This window comes from Pseudomonas sp. AU12215 (assembly GCF_001675465.2).
GTDB classification, from domain to species: domain Bacteria; phylum Pseudomonadota; class Gammaproteobacteria; order Pseudomonadales; family Pseudomonadaceae; genus Pseudomonas; species Pseudomonas nitroreducens.
Map to the genome: position 1 here is coordinate 64,084 of NZ_MACM02000145.1, position 16,412 is coordinate 80,495.

A 16,412-nucleotide genomic window follows, 5' to 3' on the forward strand; every position below is an offset into this window, starting at 1 on the left:
AGCTGTCTCACGCGATCCGGACGACGAATATCGCGAAACGGCCAAATCGGTCGGCGGCGACCATCCTCGAGCACTGCCGCGCGTCGGTTGGCAGGACCGTATACCGGCCTGAAAAGGTCAACAGGCGACACCCTTCTCTGCAGCTAGGTCAGGCGAGGGGAAACCCCGCTCAGTTCCATGAGGAGGTGCAATATGGGCAAGATCACTGGCGGTTGCCTGTGCGGCAACCTGCGTATCGAAGCCATCGAGCAACCTTACCGGGTAGGCATCTGTCATTGCCTGGACTGCCGCAAGCACCATGGTGCGCTGTTCAATGCCTCGGCGATCTTCCCCGAAGATGCCGTGCGCATCGACGGCGAAGCGCGGGAATACGCCGGGCGTGTTTTCTGCCCACGCTGCGGTTCATCGGTATTCGGCCGCAGTCCCGGCGAGATCGAGGTGGCCCTTGGCGCGCTGGATGCGCCGGACCAGTTCCAGCCCACCTATGAGCTGTGGACCTGCCGCCGCGAAGCCTGGCTGCCGGACTTCGCGATGCGTCACCGTTATGAGCGCGACCGCGAGTCATCCGACCGGCACGAAGACTAGAAAAGCGCCGCTCACGGACAGAAAACGCAGCCCACGGACCAAACGCGCGCCCATTTTTCATGGGCGCCGACTTGTCACATTCGAGCCCCGAAGGCCCCCGATAGTAGCCCCGCCAACCAAGCTCAAAGAGGCTACACCGTGTTCCATCGTGCTCTGCTTTCCCTGTCCTTGCTCAGCCTGTCCATCGCCTGCGCCAATGCGGCCGAGACCAACCGCCTGGATACCCCGCGCCTGGCCGGCATCGACAACTTCCGCGACATCGCCGGCACCACCACCGCATACACCACGCTCCACGACGGCGTGATGCGCTCGGGCGTGTTCTACCGCTCCAACGCACTGACCCCCAGGGGCACCGACCTGGCGGTGCTGAACAGCCTGGGCATCGGCAACGTCTACGACCTGCGCACGCCCGTCGAGGCGGCTGCCACGCCGGACACCCTGCCGGCCGGGGCGGTTTACCAGAACATCGACATCATCGGCAGCACCACCTCGGGCGCCAACATTACCAATATCTCCTTCACCAGCGCGGCCCAGGCCGTGGCCATGATGGAGGAAACCAACCGCGCCTTCGTCAGCGACGCCGGCATGCGCAGCCAGTTCACCGTGCTCTTCAACGAACTGGCCGGCGCCGACGGTGCCGCGCTGTTCCACTGCACCGCCGGCAAGGACCGCACCGGCTGGACCGCCGCCGTGCTGCTGAGCATCGCCGGGGTGGACAGCCAGACCATCATGGAAAACTACCTGGCCACCAACGACTACACTGCCGCCCGCATCAAGGCGACCCTGGCGATGATTCCGGCCAGCATGGCGGCCATCTACGCGCCGCTGATCGGCGTGCAGGCCAGCTACCTGCAGGCGGGCCTGGACGAAGTCACCGCCCGGTACGGCAGCATGGACAACTACCTCAAGGAGGGCCTCGGCCTGTCCCAGGAAACCCTCTACGTGTTGCGCGGCAAGATGGTCTACTACAACAGCCTGCCGGGCACTCTTGGCCTTTCGGGCAACGCCGCCGCGGGCGCGCAGCTGCTGACCCAACTGCAGAACAGCAGCCTCTCCGGTGCCTACACCGCGTACAACTACTACCTGCAGTCGGCCATCGATGCCGGCACGCTCGGTGGTGTGGAGTCCACCGTCGGCGGCCAGGTGCACGCCGACGCAGCCAGCTACCTGCTGCGCCAGGATGCGCTGATCGACCGCGCTGCCGCGCCCTACGCCAGCGGCGTCGACCTGAAGACCGGGCAGACCCGCCTGTGGACCACGGCGCTGGCCGGCTATCAGGGCAACTCCGCGACCTCCAACGCCGAAAGCAGCAACGAACACACCCAGGGCCTGATGGTCGGCGTCACCCAGCGCTTTTCCGAGCAGCTCAGTGGCAATGCGGGCTTCGGCTACAGCAAGGGCCGCGTCGGGGGGAGCGGCGGTGATGTCGACACCGACCTGACCTTTGTCCGTGGCGGTGCGCGCCTCGCCCTCGATGGCCTGGATCAGGGCCTGTTCGTCGACGCCGACTTGAGCCATGGCTGGCTCGACTACGACAGCAAGCGCGATATCGGTGGCGGCCTGGGCAAAGCCAAGGGCGACACCAGCGGCAACCTGAGCGGCGCCAGCGTCGCGCTGGGCTACCGCACGGCGGTGTCCACCGTGACCCTGGAGCCGAGCATCGGTCTGCGCTACAGCCACCTGGACCTGGATGGCTTCCAGGAAAAGGGCAGTGGGCTGGCGCTGGGCGTCAACGATATCAGCGAGAACCGCCGCAGCGTCTACGCCAACCTCAAGGCCTCGTTCGCCCCGGTGGCCCTGGGCAGTGGCTGGCAGCTGGTGCCGGGCCTGGAGGTCGGCTACGACCACGCGCTGGGCGACTACAAGGTCGATAGCGAAGGCCACCTGCTGGGCCTGGACATTTCCCAGCGTGCCGCCTTCGACAACCGTGACCAGTTCAGCGGCGCGTTCAGCCTGACCGCCAGCCAGGGCGACTTCAGCGTCGGCGCCGAAGTCGGCGCACTGGGCGGCAGCGGCAGCCACGGCGCCAGTGGCAGCCTGAAGGCCAGCTACCAGTTCTGATCGGTCCCGCATTGCACTTACGGCCCGTCGCGAAGTTCGCGGCGGGTCGTTTTGCAGTCAGGAGTAGGGCGTTATCCGCCACTGCGGCGGATAACCCGTTCCGGGTTATGCGCCCCACGAACGGGTGAACTCAGGCGCCAATCGGCAGGCCCTTGCGCAGGTCTGCCGGGCTCATGCCGTAGGCGCTCTGGAAGTACTGGCAGAAGCGCCCGACGTTGCTGAAGCCCAGGGCCAGGGAAATCTCGCTGACCGATTGCGAACCGTCCTGCTGCAGCGCGTCGTAGGCGCGCTGCAGGCGCACCTCGCGCTGGTAGGCGACGATGGAGCTGCCGACGAAGCGGCGGAAGCCTTCCTGCAGGGCGCGCAGGCTGACGTTGGTCAGCTCGGCCAGGTCGCTGCCGCTGATCAGGGCGTCCGGATGCTCCTGGATGTAGTCCATGGCCAGTTTCACGTGGCGCGGCGCGATCTGCGGCGCAGGGCGCCTGAGCGCGTTGCTGTAGTTGTGCGGCCAGATTTCCAGCACCGAATCCACCAGCATTTCCTGCAGGCGTGCCGGCATCAGCGCGCTGGAATTGATCAGCAGGTCGAACTCGTTGCCGGTGGCCATGGCGACGATCGCCTTGATGCCCTGGAAGGCCTCGTTGCGCAGGTCGACCCGCGGCTGGAAGCGCACCTTGTGGCTGATCGGCCGGCCCAGCAGCGTTGCCAGCCGGCGCGCGAACAGCGAGCGGCGCACCGACAGGCCGTGGTGTGCGTGGCCATCGATGAAACCGACCGAACGCACCGAGGCCTTCTCGATGGCGAGGCCGACGCGCGGTGTACCGATGGTTTCGTCGGACTGGTTGAAGACCACGCGCCCGGCGCTGGGAAAGATGAAGGTGATCTCGTCGTCGAGGTCCGGCATCTCGGTCAGCAGGTCGCCGCGAAAGCTCAGGCGGCGGAAGCTCAAGCCTTCGTAGCGGCCATAGACGCCGCCGATGGCGATGGGCTTTTCGGGCCGCGGCATCCCCGAATAGAGGCTGCCGAACATCCGCGTGTACAGCTCGCCGAAATCGTCGGCGGTCATGTTCTCGGAACGGATCAGGAACTGCTTGCGGGAGGTGCTCGTGTCTACCGTCATGGTCCGTCATCTGGCGCTGGCGACGAGCGCACCGCCGGAGTTCGGCGGGCGATACATGAGCGCCCATGCTGAACGGCGCAGATGACAATTGCGTGATGGGCTGCCTACTCCGGTAGCCTGGCCAGGCGGAAGCCTTCGACGAAATGTTCGCGCACTGCCGCGTCACGCAGGGGTTCGGTCTCTACCCAGTGGCGGATGGTGAAGCTTGGATTGCCCACCAGGAAGAATTCGGTTTCCGCGCGGGCCTCGTCCAACCGGCCAAGTTGCGCAAGGCTGGCGGCGAGGAAGCGCCGCGAGCTGCTGCGGTAGGTTTCGTCGCGGCGCAGGGTCTGGATGGCGCCCTGGTAATCGCGCGCGGCGTACTGTGCCTGGCCGAGGGTCAGGTAGTACCAGCCGGCGGGGAAGGGGTTGAGGCGAAAGGCCCGGCGGATGTGCTCCAGGCCTTCGTCGATACGCCCGGCCAGTACCGTGACGTCGGACAGCGCCGCCCAGGCGTCCGCATCGTTCGGGTCGAGCTCGATGGCGTGCTGGAACTCCCGGTCGGCTTCGGCGTACTGCCGTTCGTACGTCAGCAGGTAGGCCAGGCTCCAGCGGCAGCCGGCGTCATTGGGGTCGATGGCCACGGCCTCGCGCGCCCGCTGCAGTGCCGCGCCGCGCTCAGCCTGGGTGGGGCCGCCGCTGTGTATCCAGCCCATCCAGTGATTCATCGCCAGCCAGCGGCGCGCCTCGGCGTACTGCGGATCGAGGGCGATGGCGCGGCTGAGCATCAGGTGTGCTTCGCGCGCGGCCAGCGGTGAGTCGTCCATCAGCTGGCGGGCGCGCACGCACAGTTCGTAGGCCTCGATGTTCCTCGGGCGATTGCGCGGCAGGGGCGTGCGCAGATGGCCGAGCAGGGCCTGGACGATGTGCCCGGCGACTTCGTCCTGCACGGCGAAGACGGCCGCCAGTTCGCGGTCGAAGCGTTCCGCCCAGAGTTGCTCGCCACTGAGCGCATCCACCAGCTGGGCGTTGATCCGCACGCGGGCATCGGCGCGGCGCGCGCTGCCCTGGAGCAGGTAGCGCACGCCCAGTTGGCGGGCGATCTCGCGCACGTCCATGGCCTTGCCCTTGTAGGCGAACGCCGAAGTGCGAGCGATCACGAACAGGCCGGAAGCCCTCGACAGTTCGGTGGTCAGATCCTCGGTCAGGCCGTCGACGAAATAGTCCTGCTCGGCATCGGGGCTGCCGTTGACGAAGGGCAGCACGGCAATCGAAGGCTCATCCGGCAACGCCAGCGGAGCACGCGACGCCTCGGCCAGGGGTTCCACGCTTGCGCTGAAGCGGTAGCCGACGCGGGGCACCGTGGTGATCCAGGAGCTGCCGTCGGGGGCCTCGCCCAGCACCTTGCGCAACTGGGCGATCTGCACCGTGAGGTTGCCTTCCTCGACCACCAGGCCCGGCCAGGCGGCGTCCATCAGCTCGGCCTTGCCGAGGATTTCACCCGGCCGCTGGAGCAGGGCGCTCAGCAGGTTCAGCGCACGGAATCCGACGGCCACGGGAACGTCGTTGCGCTTGAGCGTGCCACGGGTGCCATCGAGCACGAAGGGGCCGAAAGCCAGACGCGATTGCTGCATGCCGCCCCCTTTGCAAGTTTTTGGAAGTGTTTGGCGTCACTTAAGGACGGCTTGCCGGGTGCTCTCCATGCTTGACCCATGAGGTCCGAGTCCATGGAGGCTGTCATGAACGATACTCCCCGTCTGCTGCTGTCGGAAGCTCCGTCCGGGCACTTCGGCCCGTCGGCCGTGCCCGAACTGCTGGCGCTCTGGCAGGCCCGCGCCCGGCTTCGCCAGCAACTTGCCGTGATGGCCAGGGCCAATCCGCACCTGATCGAGGACATCGGCCTGACGCGGCGCCAGGTGGCGACGGAGATCGCCAAGCCGTTCTGGCGGGCGTGACCCTTACTTTTCCAGGCCCAGCCGTTGGTGCCATTGGGCGATGGACTCCTGCGGGTAATCGTCGAATTGCAGGTCATGGGGCGTGGCCTGCACTTCGACCCAACTGGCCTTCGAGCGCAGCAGCAGGTGGGTGTGTTCGGGGGGCACGGGCAGCGGGGTGTCGATGGCGGAGGCGAAGGGGTGGATCAGCTCCGGCCATCGCGCGTCGTACAGCCACAGGCCGCTGCCGCACAGGCTGCAGAAGTGCCGTTCGGCGCCACTGGTACGCGTGCGCTGACCTTCCTCACGGAGCTTCGCGTGGTAGATGCTGATGTGCTTGCGCCCGCGCACCCTGAGGCTGGCGGCCTCGCCGCCGAGGTTGATCGCGTAGCCACCACCGCCCTGGGTCTTGCGGCAGATCGAACAGTAGCAGCGCTGGTAAGGGTAGGGATGGGCGCTGTGCAGGCTGAAGTGCACGGCGCCGCAGTGGCAGGAACCTTCGAGCAGCATGGCTTCTCTCCATCGGGGCTACCTGAGCAGGGACTCGCGGGCGCGCCAGGGATTCCATCGGATCGCTCCAGCGGGACTGGCCGTGCCCCGTGCAGTAGACTAGCCGCCCGCCCAGCGACGGACGCTGCCCATGCTCAGGAATTTCACCGACCTCGATCTGCGCCTGCTGCGCATCTTCGCCTCCGTGGTGAGGTGCGGCGGCTTCACCGCGGCGCAGGCCGAGCTGAACATGAGCCAGTCGAACATCAGCATGCACATCGGCAGCCTGGAGAAGCGCCTGGGCTATCGGCTGTGCGAACGCGGCAAGGGCGGCTTCCGCCTGACCGCGAAAGGGCAGCGGATTCTCGAAGCGTCCCAGGCGATGTTCGATGCCATCGGCCTGTTCCGCGACCAGGCGCAGGCGCTCTCGGGCAAGCTGGTGGGCGAGCTGTACCTGGGGCTGGCGGACAACGTCACGACCCTGCCGCAGGCGCGCTTCGACGAGACCCTGGCGGCCTTCCACGGTCGCGAGCAGGACGTGCAGCTGAACCTCTACGTGAATTCGCCCACCGAGTTGGAGCTGGCGGTGATCGACGGCCAGCTGGACCTGGCGATTTCCTACTTCAGCCGCGCGCGCCCGACCCTGGATTACCTGCCGCTGTACACGGAAGAGATCGGCGTGTTCTGCGGCGAGCGCCACCCGCTGTTCGCGGCGCACGAGCCGACACTGGAGCAGATCGCCGAGTACAACTGGGTGCGCCATGGCTTCCTGCCGGCGGACCAGGAATTGCCGTTCCGCCCCGAACGCAGCAGCGCCACCGCGCATCACATGGAGGCGGTGGCGCATTCGGTGCTGGCCGGCACGCACCTGGGCTACCTGCCGACCCACTACGCGAACATCTGGGTCGAGCGCGGGCGGATGAAGCCGCTGCTGCCGGAGCAGCTCTGCTACGAGGTGACGCACAGCATGATCACCTACGCCGGGCGGCCGCGCAGCGAGGCCGCCCGTGCCTTCATCGAGGACCTGCTGAGCGTGCACGGCCTCGGCTAGCCCTCAGGCGAGCACGCCGTTGACCGCGTTGAGGTAGATGCGCGAGTAGTCCTCGGCCTGCAGCGGCAGGGCGTTGGTGTCGGAGGAGGAGATATCCGCCACCGCCTGTTCGCCGATCCAGAGCGCGTCCTCGCCGTCCAGGCCCAGTTCCCTGAGCGTATGCGGAATGCCCACCGCCGAACGCAGTTCCAGCACCCAGCCCAGCAGGCCTTCGAAGCTCGCTTCCGGCAGTTCCAGGTAGCGCGCCAGACGCGTGGCGTCGGCTTCGATGGCCGGGCGGTTGGCCACCAGCAGGTACGGCAGCAGCACGGCGTTGAGCAGGCCGTGGTGCTTGTGGTGCTTGGCGCCCAGTGGGTGGGCCAGCGCGTGCACGCCGCCGAGTCCCTTCTGGAAGGCCACTGCCGCACTGGCCGAAGCCACCAGCATGCCTTCGCGCGCGGCGAGGTCGGTGCCGTTGCGCACGGCGCGTTGCAGGTGTTCCTTCACCAGGCGCACGCCTTCGATGGCTACGCCGGCGGACATCGGGTGGTAGAGCGGCGAGAACAGCGACTCCAGGTGATGGGTCAGGGCGTCCATGCCGGTGGCGGCGGTGAGCGACTTCGGCAGGCCGACGGTCAGTACCGGGTCGAGAATCACCGAGCGGGCCAGCAGCTCGCGGTGGCCGACGACTATCTTGATGCCGCGCGCGGTATCGGTCAGCACGGCCTCGCGGCCCAGTTCGGAGCCGGTGCCGGCGGTAGTGGGAATGGCGATCAGCGGCGGCAGGTCGAGGGCGGGGTGGTCGCCCAGGGTCGGGTAGCGCTCGATCAGTTGCGACCATTCGAAGTTGTGCAGGCCGTTCGCATCGCGGCTGAGCAGGGCGATACCCTTGGCTGCATCCAGCGCGCTGCCGCCGCCCAGGGCGATCAGCGAATCGTGGCCGCCTTCGGCCAGAACGCCGGCGCCAGCGCTGACTTCTTCCAGCGCGGGGTTGCTGGAGAAACCGTGGAACAGCGCGTAGTCCATGCCGGCCGCTTCCAGGCGGCGCCGCACTTCGTGCAGCGGCGGCAGTTCGAGCATGCCGGGGTCGGTGACCAGCAGCGGCTTGAGCATGCCGGCCAGGCGGCAGCGCTCGGCCAGTTGATCGAGGGCGCCGACGCCGCAGAGGATTTCCGTGGGGTAGTTCCAGTAGTTCAGGGTGGACATGACAAGCTCCGGATTTCAGGCATGGCCTGCCCGTGCCGGCTCGTGCAAAGCCAGCGGCGGGAGGAAGTGGGAAACAGGGCGCCGGACAGGCCCGGCGCCAGGCGTTCAGGTGAGCGCTCAGCCGACGGCGCGGCCGGCGAAGCTCAGGCTGGTGGCGATGCGGCGGTGCGGTTTGGCGATGAACAGGTAGGCCAGGCCGAACAGGGCGAGGGCGGAGAACACCACGACCACCGCCCAGACCTGGAACCAGGGCGCGCCGGGCGGGGCGAGCATCTCCCGCGGCCAGGCCACGTTGATCGCCTCGAACACCAGCCAGACCACGGCGATGGCGTTGACCAGCAGGCCCTTGCGGCCGAGTTTCAGTGCACCCTTGTCCGGGTTCCAGCGTCCGGTCAGGCGTGCATACAGCGCGCTGGCGGCGACGATCAGGAAGACGAAGAAGAAGCCGCCGCTGCCGAAGGCGATCAGCGTGCCGACCGCCGTGGCATTCAGCCCCAGGGCCAGGCCCAGGCTGGCCAGCAGGGTGCTGCAGACCATCGCGGCCATCGGTACCTTGCGCTTGTCGACGCGGCGCAGCAGGGCGGAACCGGGAAGGATTTCATCGCGGGCCATGCCGAAGATGGCGCGGCCGATGTAGGTCTGCACCGAGACCACGCAGGCGACGAAGGCGACCAGCACGATGGCCACGAACGGCCGCTCGGCCCAGGCACCGAAAGCGTCCACCACGGCCGGGGTTACCGGGTCGATGACCTGCCCGCTGACCACGGCGGCCGGGTCCTTGTACGACAGGGTGACGGCGAAGGCGGTGAGCATCACCGTCAGCCCGACCACCAGCATCGAACGCAGGATGGCGCGGGGCGTGGAGACGCGGGCGTCGGTGGTTTCCTCGGAAATCTGCGAGCAGGCATCGAAGCCGAGGAAGGCCCAGCCGCCCACCGCCAGTGCTGTCAGGAAGCCGCTCCAGTAGGTGCCGCCGGAGACTTCCAGGGCATTGAGGCTGCTGAACAGCATCTCGAAGGAGTGGTTGCGGAAGAACAGCAGCAACAGCACGCCGATGCCGATGGAGGCGATGGCCTCGGCGAAGATGCCGGCGTTGACGAAGTACTTCAGCGGGTTGATGCCCAGCAGGTTGACCGCCAACCCAAGGGCCAGCAGCGCCGCGCCGCAGAGTACCTGCGCATTGGCGGACGGCGGTTCGCCGGTCACCAGCAGGCCGAGCCAGAAGCCGCCCAGGTAGGCGACGGTGGTCAGCGAGGCGAGGGCGGAGGCGAGGTAGAGGAAGCCGGTGAACCAGGCCGCGCGGTCGCCGATCAGTCGCCGCACCCACTGGTAGCAGCCGCCAGCCAGCGGGAACTGCGAGGACAGCTCGGCGTACACCAGTGCCACGGTCAGTTGCAGGAGCAGGCACAGGGGCACGACCCATACCCAGGACGGCCCGACGCTCATGGCGCCCAGGGACATCACCGAGTAGATGCCGACGACCGGGGAAATGGTGGCGAAACCGACGGAGAACGACGACCACAGGTTCAACCCGCGGTCCAGCTCCTGGCGGTAGCCGTGGCTGGCGAGCAGGCTTTCGTCGCCGTTGCTGGTAGCGACGGCAGGGCTGCGAAGGTCAGACATGCCGGCCTCCGGGGTTCAGGGAATAGGGGGATTCACGGCCAGGCATGACGGGGCGCATGGGAGATCCTCGGGGCAGTTGGAGTTGTTATCGAGAACCCGCGTCTCTAAAGGACGGCTGAGTAGCTGGCGCTGTCAGTGCAGCGCGTGGCCAGAGTAGGGCGCTGCCGCATCAGGAAAAATTCATATTTGATTGCACTGACATCAGCTGTTGCTGATGTTTTGTGCGAAGTATACCGGTAGGAGCGGGTCGCTTCTCCAGGAGGGTGGTGGGCCGCAATCGCGCGCACGGCGCATTCCCGCAGGGCGGCATAAGGGACAGGCAGGGTGGGATGCAGAGGGAGTGGGGCGCGGGAACCGGGAGCGACAGCGCGCTCCCGGTGTGAAGCGGTATCAGCAGTGCTTGTCCTGCTCGGCCTTTTTCTCGACGCCCGGCTGGGCGTTCTGAGCGGTCTGCTGTCCGGCGTCGGTCTTGTCGTGCGTGGCCTGCAGAGCCTGGTAGTTGGCCTGGGTCAGACGGTTGGTCATCAGGGCGGATTCTTCGGCCATGGACGCCTGGCTGGCGAGCAGGGCGGCAAGGGTCAGGGTACTGGCAGTGAGCAGTTTCATTGGAATGTTCTCGGTAAGGAGGTGCAGTGGGGTGATGCTCGCGAGTGACCACAGTCTAGTGAGCAGCCGCAGGAGGGACCCATGAAGAAAACTGGTATGAATGATCGAATCGCTCGAGGGACGGGTTTGATGCCAATTTCCGCCGAGGCGGGAACTGGCATCAAACCCTTGATCCACCTGGCCTCGGGCTTGGTCGCGGAAACTCCGCCGTGGGTCATGAACTGGTCGACACTGAAGTTCTGCTAATGAGTCCATGCAGGCAGGCTGATAAATGGCGGCTTGCCCGGGGCCTTGATGTGGACCTACGCCTGGAGGTCGGACGGGTAATTGCACGCTGACCCGCTGGCAGTTCCATACCGCGTATGCGTGTGCCGCCAGCAGCGCCTGCGGGGCGATTTCGAAGGCGGTCCCGGGACCCGGCCGGCATCCGCTCCGCTGTACTGGACGATGGGGTGGTGGGTCTTGCCGCTGGTGGCCAAGCAAGGCAGTGCCGGTGATTTCCTTCCCGCCCTGGCGGAAACCCACCAGCGCGCCTCGGTGCGCTCGAACAGGGTTGTCGCCGCCTAGCAGGCGGCCATCTCCGGTTCGGTCAGCCTCGGCGCGGCGATGGCTTGCTTGGCGTACCTGGCGGTTTATATGTCCTTTCTTCTGAACGGCAGGCTGATCGCAATACCTGTTTCAAAATAGCGATGCCGGAATTCAAGCGGCGTTTCAGCAGCAGGACATGGCGCAGGCGATGAAGGCGGTGGTCAGGGTGGTGATGCTCAGGCCTACCAGGAACAGGGTGTCGGCGACGCGTTCCAGACGGTGATTGCGCTGCAGCTTGCGGGTCCGCAGGCCGAAATAGGCGGTGAGGGTGGTCGCCAGGTAGATCACCGTGTTCAGCGCGAGCATGTCCTGGCCGATCAGGTCGACGCGATGCTGGCCGACGATGATGCGCAGGATGCCCACCACTGTCAGGCACACGCCGACCATGGCGCCGGACGCGGCGAAGATGTGCACGCAGATGTCGTCGTCCAGCGGGGCGGTGTGGCTCTTGTGGCTCATGGCGGGTCTCCTGCGCCGGCCGCTGCGGTTCATCCGCTCGACTTGCCGGCCTCGATGTGGCTGCCATGATAGGTAGGACGCGACGCTTGCTGTACTCGCTTTCCCGGTGGCCCCAGGTGAACCGAAAAACAGCGGAAAATCATCCAGATAACCGCCGCCTGCCGCGGCAGGCGCGGGCGCTGGAGAAGGTCGAGCTCATATTGGAGGCGTCGCGGCGCATCCTGGAGCGCCGCGGCCTGGAGGGGTTCACCACCAACCATGTGGCGGAGTTGGCGGGGGTCAGCGTCGGCTCGCTCTACCAGTACTTCCCCAACAAGGAGCGGATCCTCGACGAGCTGGCCCGGCGCGAACTGGCAGCGTTGGCTACCGGCATCATGGGCGCGCTCACCGGCCGCCCGCCGGAGGCGCCCGGCGAGCGCATCCGCGCAGTGATTCACGCCGCCGTCAGCGCCTATGGCGGGCGCACCGGCGCGCACAAGGCGTTGATGCACTACCTGATGACGCGCGGCGGCGGCAGCCCGCTGCCCGCCTTGCGCGGCAGCGTCATGACCCACCTGGTGACCCATGGCCTGGTCGACCACGACCAGCAGCTGCGCAAGCTCGACGAGGCCGAGGTGTTCGTCCTCGCCCATGCCGTGGGCGGTGTCCTGCGTGCCCTGCTGGACGACCCCGGCGCCCTGATCCCTGGACGGCGGGAGGGCATCGAGGAAGCGCTGGTGCAGTTGGTGCTGGCGTACTACGGGCGGGGCGCGGCGGGCTGAAGCCCGGCGTCGGTCACAGCCACCAGCGCAGCAGGTAGAACGCGCCCATGCTGAGGATCACGCTGAGCAGCACGTTGCGCGTCCACAGCACCAGCGCCACGGCGACCACGGCGCCGAGCAGGTAGGGGTTGTCCAGGCGCAGGTTCAACTGATGTTCGGGCAGGAACACGATCGGCCCGCAGATCGCAGTGAGCATGCCCGGCACGGCGAAGCCGAGGAACTGCCGCACGTTGCTGCTCAGGCGGATCGGCAGGCGCGGTTCGAGGAATACGTAGCGGTTGAAGAACACGATCAGGCCCATGCCGAAAATCACTGCCCAGACCATCATGCGCGCCCCCCCGAGAGTTTCTGGCAGACAAAGCCGGCGAGCATGCCCGCCAGCCCGGAAAGCACCAGTGCCGAGCCGACCTGCCAGTAGCTGAACAGCACCGAACAGAACAGCGAGACGGCGACGCATACCAGGGTGGGGATGTTCTTCACCACCGGCGCGATCAGCGCGACAAAGGTGGCGGCGATGGAGAAGTCCAGGCCCAGGTGTTCCAGACCGGGAATGCTGGTGCCCACCAGCACGCCGGCGAGGGTGAAGAGGTTCCAGGCGATGTAGAACGTCAGCCCCACGCCCAGGGCGTACCAGCGGTTGAAGGTCTGGCGGTCGTGGCCGCTGGTGAGGGCGAAGAATTCATCGGTGAGCAGGAAGCCCAGGCCGGCGCGCCAGCGTCCCGGCAGGCCGGAGAGCACCGGGCGCAGGGTCATTCCGTAGAGCAGGTGCTGCGAGGTCAGCAGCAGGGTGGTGATCATGATCGAGAAGAACCCGGCGCCGCCCTTGAGCATGCCGATGGCCACCAGTTGCGCAGCACCGGCGAAGACGATGGCGGACAGGCCCTGGCCATGCAGTGGCGAAAGCCCGGCGTCGATGGCCAGGGAGCCGGCGAGCAGCCCCCAGGGCAGGACCGCGAGCGACAGCGGCATGATGTCGATGGCGCCCTTGAGGAAGGCACGTGAAGGAAGCTGATCTTGGGACATGAGCGTTTCTTGCAGGCCGATAAGTGCCTTCAGCGTCGCAGAGAAGCCTGGTGCTTGGCTTGAACAATCTTGCTGTCGAATTCAGCCGATGCCCAGCAGTTCGCCAAGGGACCGGGCCAGCTCCTCGTGATGTACCGGCTTCTGAATCACCAGGCTGCCGGGCAGCTCCAGCCCTTGCAGTTCGGCGTAGCCGGTGAGAAACACCACCGGCAGGTAGGGGAAACGCTCGCGGGCAATCTTCGCCATCTGCGCACCGTTGAGTTCGGGCATGGCGAAGTCGGTGAGCAGCAGGTCGACGTGTTCGTCGAGCATCTCCAGAGCCTGCTGCCCGCTGTTGGCCTGACGCACCCGGTAGCCGTAGAGGCGCAGGGCGTCGCCGAGCAGTTCGCGCACCAGGTCGTCGTCGTCCACCAGCAGGATATTGCGGTCGTGGCCGCTATCGGTGAGGTCGCCGCTGGGGTCACGCACGCTGTCGTCAGCCGCTTGCGCACGTTCCACGGCCGGCAGGTAGACGTTCACCTGGGTTCCGCGCCCCGGCTCGCTGTCGATGTGCACACCGCCGCCGGACTGCTTGGCGAAGCCGAACACCTGCGCCAGCCCCAGTCCCGAACCCTTGCCGATGTCCTTGGTGGTGAAGAAGGGTTCGAACACTTTGCCCAGCACTTCCTCGTCCATGCCGCAGCCGGTGTCGCGGATTGACAACACCACGTAGTCCCCCGGTTCGGGATGCTCCGGGCGGCTGGGTCTGTGGCTGATGTGCATGTTGTGAGCGGAAAGGATCAACTGGCCGCCGGCCGGCATGGCGTCGCGGGCGTTGATCGCCAGGTTGAGGATGATCATCTCTGTCTGGGTCGGATCGGTCAGCGCCTGCCACAGGCCATCGGTGAGTTCCAGGCGCACCGAGATATTGCCGCCCAGGGAGCGGGCCAGCAGCTCTTCCAGGCCGCTCAGGGTGTCGTTGAGGTTCAGCGGCACTGGTTCCAGACGCTGCCGGCGGGAGAAGGCGAGCATCTGCGCGGTCAGCTTGGCGCCGCGCTCGCCGGCCTCGCGGATGTGCTGCAAGCGTTTGCCGGCCTTTTCGTAATCGCCCTTCGCCAGGTCGCGCTCGAGGAAGGTGGAGCCGCTGAGGATCACCGTCAGCAGGTTGTTGAAGTCGTGGGCGACACCGGCGGTGAGCTGGCCTACCGCCTCCAGCCGTTGCATCTGCTGCAGCGCCGCCTCGATTCGTTCGCGCTCGGCGATCTGCTCGCGCAGCCGGGCATTGGCTTCGGCCAGATCCAGCGCAGCCTCGCGCTCGCTGGTAATGTCGCGGGCGACCACGTAAAGCAGGGTGTCTTCGGGTACCACCACCCAGGAAAGCCAGCGCTGCTTGCCGCTGGCGTGGCGTATGCGGCCATCGAAGCGCGCCCTGGTACCACCGTGGGCGAGGGCGGCCAACTCGGTGAGGAAGGCGTCCTGGTCCTGCTCGGGCAGCAGCTGCAACAGCGACATGCGCGAGAGCATCTGGCGCTGGAAGCCCAGGGTGTGTTCCCAGGCCGGGTTCAGGGCGACCGGGGTGAGGTCGCTGTTGAGCACGGCGAGCAGGTCCTGGGAAAGATCCCATGATCGGTCGCGCTCGCGGGTGCGGCGCTCGACTCGTTCGCCAAGCATTTCGTTGAGCTGTTCCAGGGCCTGGGTAGCCTTGCGTTGCTGGTGGATGTCCTGCAGCACGCCGGAGAAACGAACACAGCGGTCATCGACGAATCGCGCCTGCCCATTGCTCAGCAGCCAGCGCGGTTCCAGCCCGTCGGGCTGTTCGATGCGGAATTCCACGCGGTAGCGACCATTACCCCGCGGGTCCATGGCGCGCTCGACGCCTTCGCGCACCCGCTCCACATCTTCGGGATGGATGCCGTTGTAGAACACATCCATGGTCATTTCGGTGTCCGGCAGCAGGCCGAACAGCGTCTTGCAGCGTTCGTCCCAGAGCAGCAGGCCGTCCTCCGGACGCAGGTCCCAGGTGCCCATGCCGGCGGCGTCGATGGCGATGCGCGCGCGCGCCTCGACGTCCGCCAGCGCCTCTTCGGCGCGACGTCGACGCTGTCGCTCCTGGACTTCGGTGAGGGCGCGGCGCACTGCCTTGGGCAGCAGCGATAGGTTCTTTTTCAGCACGTAGTCGGTGGCGCCGAGGCGGATCATCTCCACCGCGTGTTCCTCACCATAGATGCCCGAGAGGAAAATGAACGGGGTATCAGGCACCAGGCGCTGGGCGATGGCCAGCACGTGGGTGCCGGAGGAACCGGGCAGCACACAGTCGCAGAGAATCAGGTCGAAGCTGCCCTCGTGCAGGGCATGTTCGACTCCGTTGTGATCGAAGACATGCCGAGCGTCGATCTTCATGCCGCTGCGCTCCAGGCGTAGCAGGGTCAGCTCGGCATCCATGGCGCTGTCTTCGACGACCAGCAGTTTCAGCGGAACTTCGGACATCACCGCTCCGTCACGGGTTGCGTCTACGATTCAGACGCAACGATCCGGGCGGAGGTTCATTGAGAACGGCCCAGAAAATCCCCAGATCGGAAATCGCGGTGACGAATTCCTTGAACTCCACCGGCTTCACCACGTAGGCGTTGACGCCCAATTCGTAGGCACGTTGCAGGTCCGGCTCCTCCCGCGAGGAGGTCAGCATCACTGTGGGGATGCTGCGCAGCTCGGGGGTGTCGCGCACCACCTTGAGCACTTCCAGACCGTCCACCTTGGGCAGCTTGAGGTCCAGCAGCAGCACCGCTGGATTGCCATCGGCACGCTCGGCGTGGGCTCCTCGTCGCAGCAGGTAGTCCAACGCGTCGGCGCCATCGCGCATGACGATGACTTCGTTGGCCAGTTGGCTGCGTTCCAGCGCAACCAGCGTCAGCTCCAGGTCCCTGGGATTATCTTCCACCAAGAGAATGGGTTTGAGCATGATACGTATG

The 16,412-nt window shown here is 66.5% G+C and carries 17 protein-coding genes; 6 read left to right on the forward strand and 11 right to left on the reverse strand.

Going from position 1 to position 16,412, the window contains the following annotated elements; all coding sequences use genetic code 11:
• Window positions 1-192: 192 nt before the first annotated feature.
• Together A9513_RS22770 and A9513_RS22775 are read left to right on the forward strand one after the other, a co-directional pair.
• Window positions 193-585 (forward strand): GFA family protein, encoded by a 393-nt coding sequence (locus tag A9513_RS22770; RefSeq protein ID WP_024763804.1) that lies wholly within the window; start codon window positions 193-195, stop codon window positions 583-585.
• A 138-nt stretch (window positions 586-723) separates the two neighbouring features.
• On the forward strand, window positions 724-2,646 hold the full coding sequence (locus tag A9513_RS22775) for a tyrosine-protein phosphatase (protein WP_065085656.1): 1,923 nt from the start codon (window positions 724-726) through the stop codon (window positions 2,644-2,646).
• 130 nt (window positions 2,647-2,776) lie between these two features.
• Here the strand turns inward: A9513_RS22775 and A9513_RS22780 are convergent, their stop codons facing one another.
• Together A9513_RS22780 and A9513_RS22785 are read right to left on the reverse strand one after the other, a co-directional pair.
• Window positions 2,777-3,766, reverse strand: a complete 990-nt coding sequence (locus A9513_RS22780; RefSeq protein ID WP_065085657.1) for an AraC family transcriptional regulator — start codon at window positions 3,764-3,766, stop codon at window positions 2,777-2,779.
• Window positions 3,767-3,870: 104 nt separating this feature from the next.
• Window positions 3,871-5,379 carry a winged helix-turn-helix domain-containing tetratricopeptide repeat protein gene (locus A9513_RS22785; RefSeq protein ID WP_038803650.1) on the reverse strand — a complete coding sequence of 503 codons (1,509 nt, stop codon included), beginning with the start codon at window positions 5,377-5,379 and terminating at the stop codon, window positions 3,871-3,873.
• 105 nt (window positions 5,380-5,484) lie between these two features.
• Here A9513_RS22785 and A9513_RS22790 point away from each other — a divergent pair, with 105 nt between their 5' ends.
• A complete protein-coding gene (locus A9513_RS22790) occupies window positions 5,485-5,700 on the forward strand; it encodes a DUF1127 domain-containing protein (RefSeq protein WP_024763807.1) in 216 nt (71 codons plus the stop codon).
• A 3-nt stretch (window positions 5,701-5,703) separates the two neighbouring features.
• Here the strand turns inward: A9513_RS22790 and A9513_RS22795 are convergent, their stop codons facing one another.
• Window positions 5,704-6,189, reverse strand: a complete 486-nt coding sequence (locus A9513_RS22795) for a GFA family protein (protein WP_024763808.1) — start codon at window positions 6,187-6,189, stop codon at window positions 5,704-5,706.
• Window positions 6,190-6,319: 130 nt separating this feature from the next.
• Here A9513_RS22795 and A9513_RS22800 point away from each other — a divergent pair, with 130 nt between their 5' ends.
• Window positions 6,320-7,219 (forward strand): LysR family transcriptional regulator, encoded by a 900-nt coding sequence (locus A9513_RS22800; RefSeq protein ID WP_037008992.1) that lies wholly within the window; start codon window positions 6,320-6,322, stop codon window positions 7,217-7,219.
• Between the two features lie 3 nt (window positions 7,220-7,222).
• Here A9513_RS22800 and A9513_RS22805 read toward each other — a convergent pair whose 3' ends face one another.
• From A9513_RS22805 to A9513_RS22815, 3 genes are all read right to left on the reverse strand, one after another.
• On the reverse strand, window positions 7,223-8,404 hold the full coding sequence (locus A9513_RS22805; RefSeq protein WP_065085658.1) for an iron-containing alcohol dehydrogenase: 1,182 nt from the start codon (window positions 8,402-8,404) through the stop codon (window positions 7,223-7,225).
• Between the two features lie 117 nt (window positions 8,405-8,521).
• The gene (locus tag A9513_RS22810) at window positions 8,522-10,027 is read right to left on the reverse strand and encodes an APC family permease (protein WP_065085659.1); all 1,506 of its coding nucleotides are present in this window, start codon (window positions 10,025-10,027) and stop codon (window positions 8,522-8,524) included.
• 390 nt (window positions 10,028-10,417) lie between these two features.
• Entirely contained in the window at window positions 10,418-10,633 is a 216-nt protein-coding gene (locus A9513_RS22815) for a hypothetical protein (RefSeq protein WP_024763811.1), read from the reverse strand.
• An 81-nt stretch (window positions 10,634-10,714) separates the two neighbouring features.
• Between A9513_RS22815 and A9513_RS36195 the strand changes: the two genes are divergently transcribed.
• On the forward strand, window positions 10,715-10,879 hold the full coding sequence (locus A9513_RS36195) for a hypothetical protein (RefSeq protein WP_159457336.1): 165 nt from the start codon (window positions 10,715-10,717) through the stop codon (window positions 10,877-10,879).
• 465 nt (window positions 10,880-11,344) lie between these two features.
• On the opposite strand, the gene A9513_RS22820 is transcribed toward A9513_RS36195, so the two are convergent.
• Window positions 11,345-11,680, reverse strand: coding sequence for a hypothetical protein (locus A9513_RS22820; RefSeq protein ID WP_037008997.1), 336 nt, complete (start codon window positions 11,678-11,680; stop codon window positions 11,345-11,347).
• Window positions 11,681-11,796: 116 nt separating this feature from the next.
• On the opposite strand from A9513_RS22820, the gene A9513_RS22825 reads away from it, so the two are divergent.
• A complete protein-coding gene (locus tag A9513_RS22825) occupies window positions 11,797-12,441 on the forward strand; it encodes a TetR/AcrR family transcriptional regulator (RefSeq protein ID WP_243779852.1) in 645 nt (214 codons plus the stop codon).
• 13 nt (window positions 12,442-12,454) lie between these two features.
• On the opposite strand, the gene A9513_RS22830 is transcribed toward A9513_RS22825, so the two are convergent.
• From A9513_RS22830 to A9513_RS22845, 4 genes are all read right to left on the reverse strand, one after another.
• Window positions 12,455-12,769: an AzlD domain-containing protein gene (locus A9513_RS22830; RefSeq protein ID WP_024763816.1), complete on the reverse strand. Its 315-nt coding sequence runs from the start codon at window positions 12,767-12,769 to the stop codon at window positions 12,455-12,457.
• Window positions 12,766-13,464 (reverse strand): AzlC family ABC transporter permease, encoded by a 699-nt coding sequence (locus A9513_RS22835; RefSeq protein ID WP_065085661.1) that lies wholly within the window; start codon window positions 13,462-13,464, stop codon window positions 12,766-12,768. Before A9513_RS22835 ends, A9513_RS22830 begins: the two co-directional genes overlap by 4 nt.
• 81 nt (window positions 13,465-13,545) lie before the next feature.
• Window positions 13,546-15,930: a response regulator gene (locus tag A9513_RS22840; RefSeq protein ID WP_065085662.1), complete on the reverse strand. Its 2,385-nt coding sequence runs from the start codon at window positions 15,928-15,930 to the stop codon at window positions 13,546-13,548.
• A 10-nt stretch (window positions 15,931-15,940) separates the two neighbouring features.
• On the reverse strand, window positions 15,941-16,402 hold the full coding sequence (locus tag A9513_RS22845; protein ID WP_024763819.1) for a response regulator: 462 nt from the start codon (window positions 16,400-16,402) through the stop codon (window positions 15,941-15,943).
• Between the last annotated feature and the right edge of the window lie 10 nt (window positions 16,403-16,412).

Coding starts and splice junctions, on each gene's coding strand:
- A9513_RS22790 (WP_024763807.1), top strand. CDS start 5,485: ATGAACGATACTCCCCGTCTGCTGCTGTCGGAAGCTCCGTCCGGGCAC.
- A9513_RS22830 (WP_024763816.1), bottom strand. CDS start 12,769: ATGATGGTCTGGGCAGTGATTTTCGGCATGGGCCTGATCGTGTTCTTC.
- A9513_RS22835 (WP_065085661.1), bottom strand. CDS start 13,464: ATGTCCCAAGATCAGCTTCCTTCACGTGCCTTCCTCAAGGGCGCCATC.
- A9513_RS22820 (WP_037008997.1), bottom strand. CDS start 11,680: ATGAGCCACAAGAGCCACACCGCCCCGCTGGACGACGACATCTGCGTG.
- A9513_RS22805 (WP_065085658.1), bottom strand. CDS start 8,404: ATGTCCACCCTGAACTACTGGAACTACCCCACGGAAATCCTCTGCGGC.
- A9513_RS22795 (WP_024763808.1), bottom strand. CDS start 6,189: ATGCTGCTCGAAGGTTCCTGCCACTGCGGCGCCGTGCACTTCAGCCTG.
- A9513_RS22800 (WP_037008992.1), top strand. CDS start 6,320: ATGCTCAGGAATTTCACCGACCTCGATCTGCGCCTGCTGCGCATCTTC.
- A9513_RS22770 (WP_024763804.1), top strand. CDS start 193: ATGGGCAAGATCACTGGCGGTTGCCTGTGCGGCAACCTGCGTATCGAA.
- A9513_RS22780 (WP_065085657.1), bottom strand. CDS start 3,766: ATGACGGTAGACACGAGCACCTCCCGCAAGCAGTTCCTGATCCGTTCC.
- A9513_RS22840 (WP_065085662.1), bottom strand. CDS start 15,930: ATGTCCGAAGTTCCGCTGAAACTGCTGGTCGTCGAAGACAGCGCCATG.
- A9513_RS36195 (WP_159457336.1), top strand. CDS start 10,715: ATGAAGAAAACTGGTATGAATGATCGAATCGCTCGAGGGACGGGTTTG.
- A9513_RS22845 (WP_024763819.1), bottom strand. CDS start 16,402: ATGCTCAAACCCATTCTCTTGGTGGAAGATAATCCCAGGGACCTGGAG.
- A9513_RS22785 (WP_038803650.1), bottom strand. CDS start 5,379: ATGCAGCAATCGCGTCTGGCTTTCGGCCCCTTCGTGCTCGATGGCACC.
- A9513_RS22810 (WP_065085659.1), bottom strand. CDS start 10,027: ATGTCTGACCTTCGCAGCCCTGCCGTCGCTACCAGCAACGGCGACGAA.
- A9513_RS22815 (WP_024763811.1), bottom strand. CDS start 10,633: ATGAAACTGCTCACTGCCAGTACCCTGACCCTTGCCGCCCTGCTCGCC.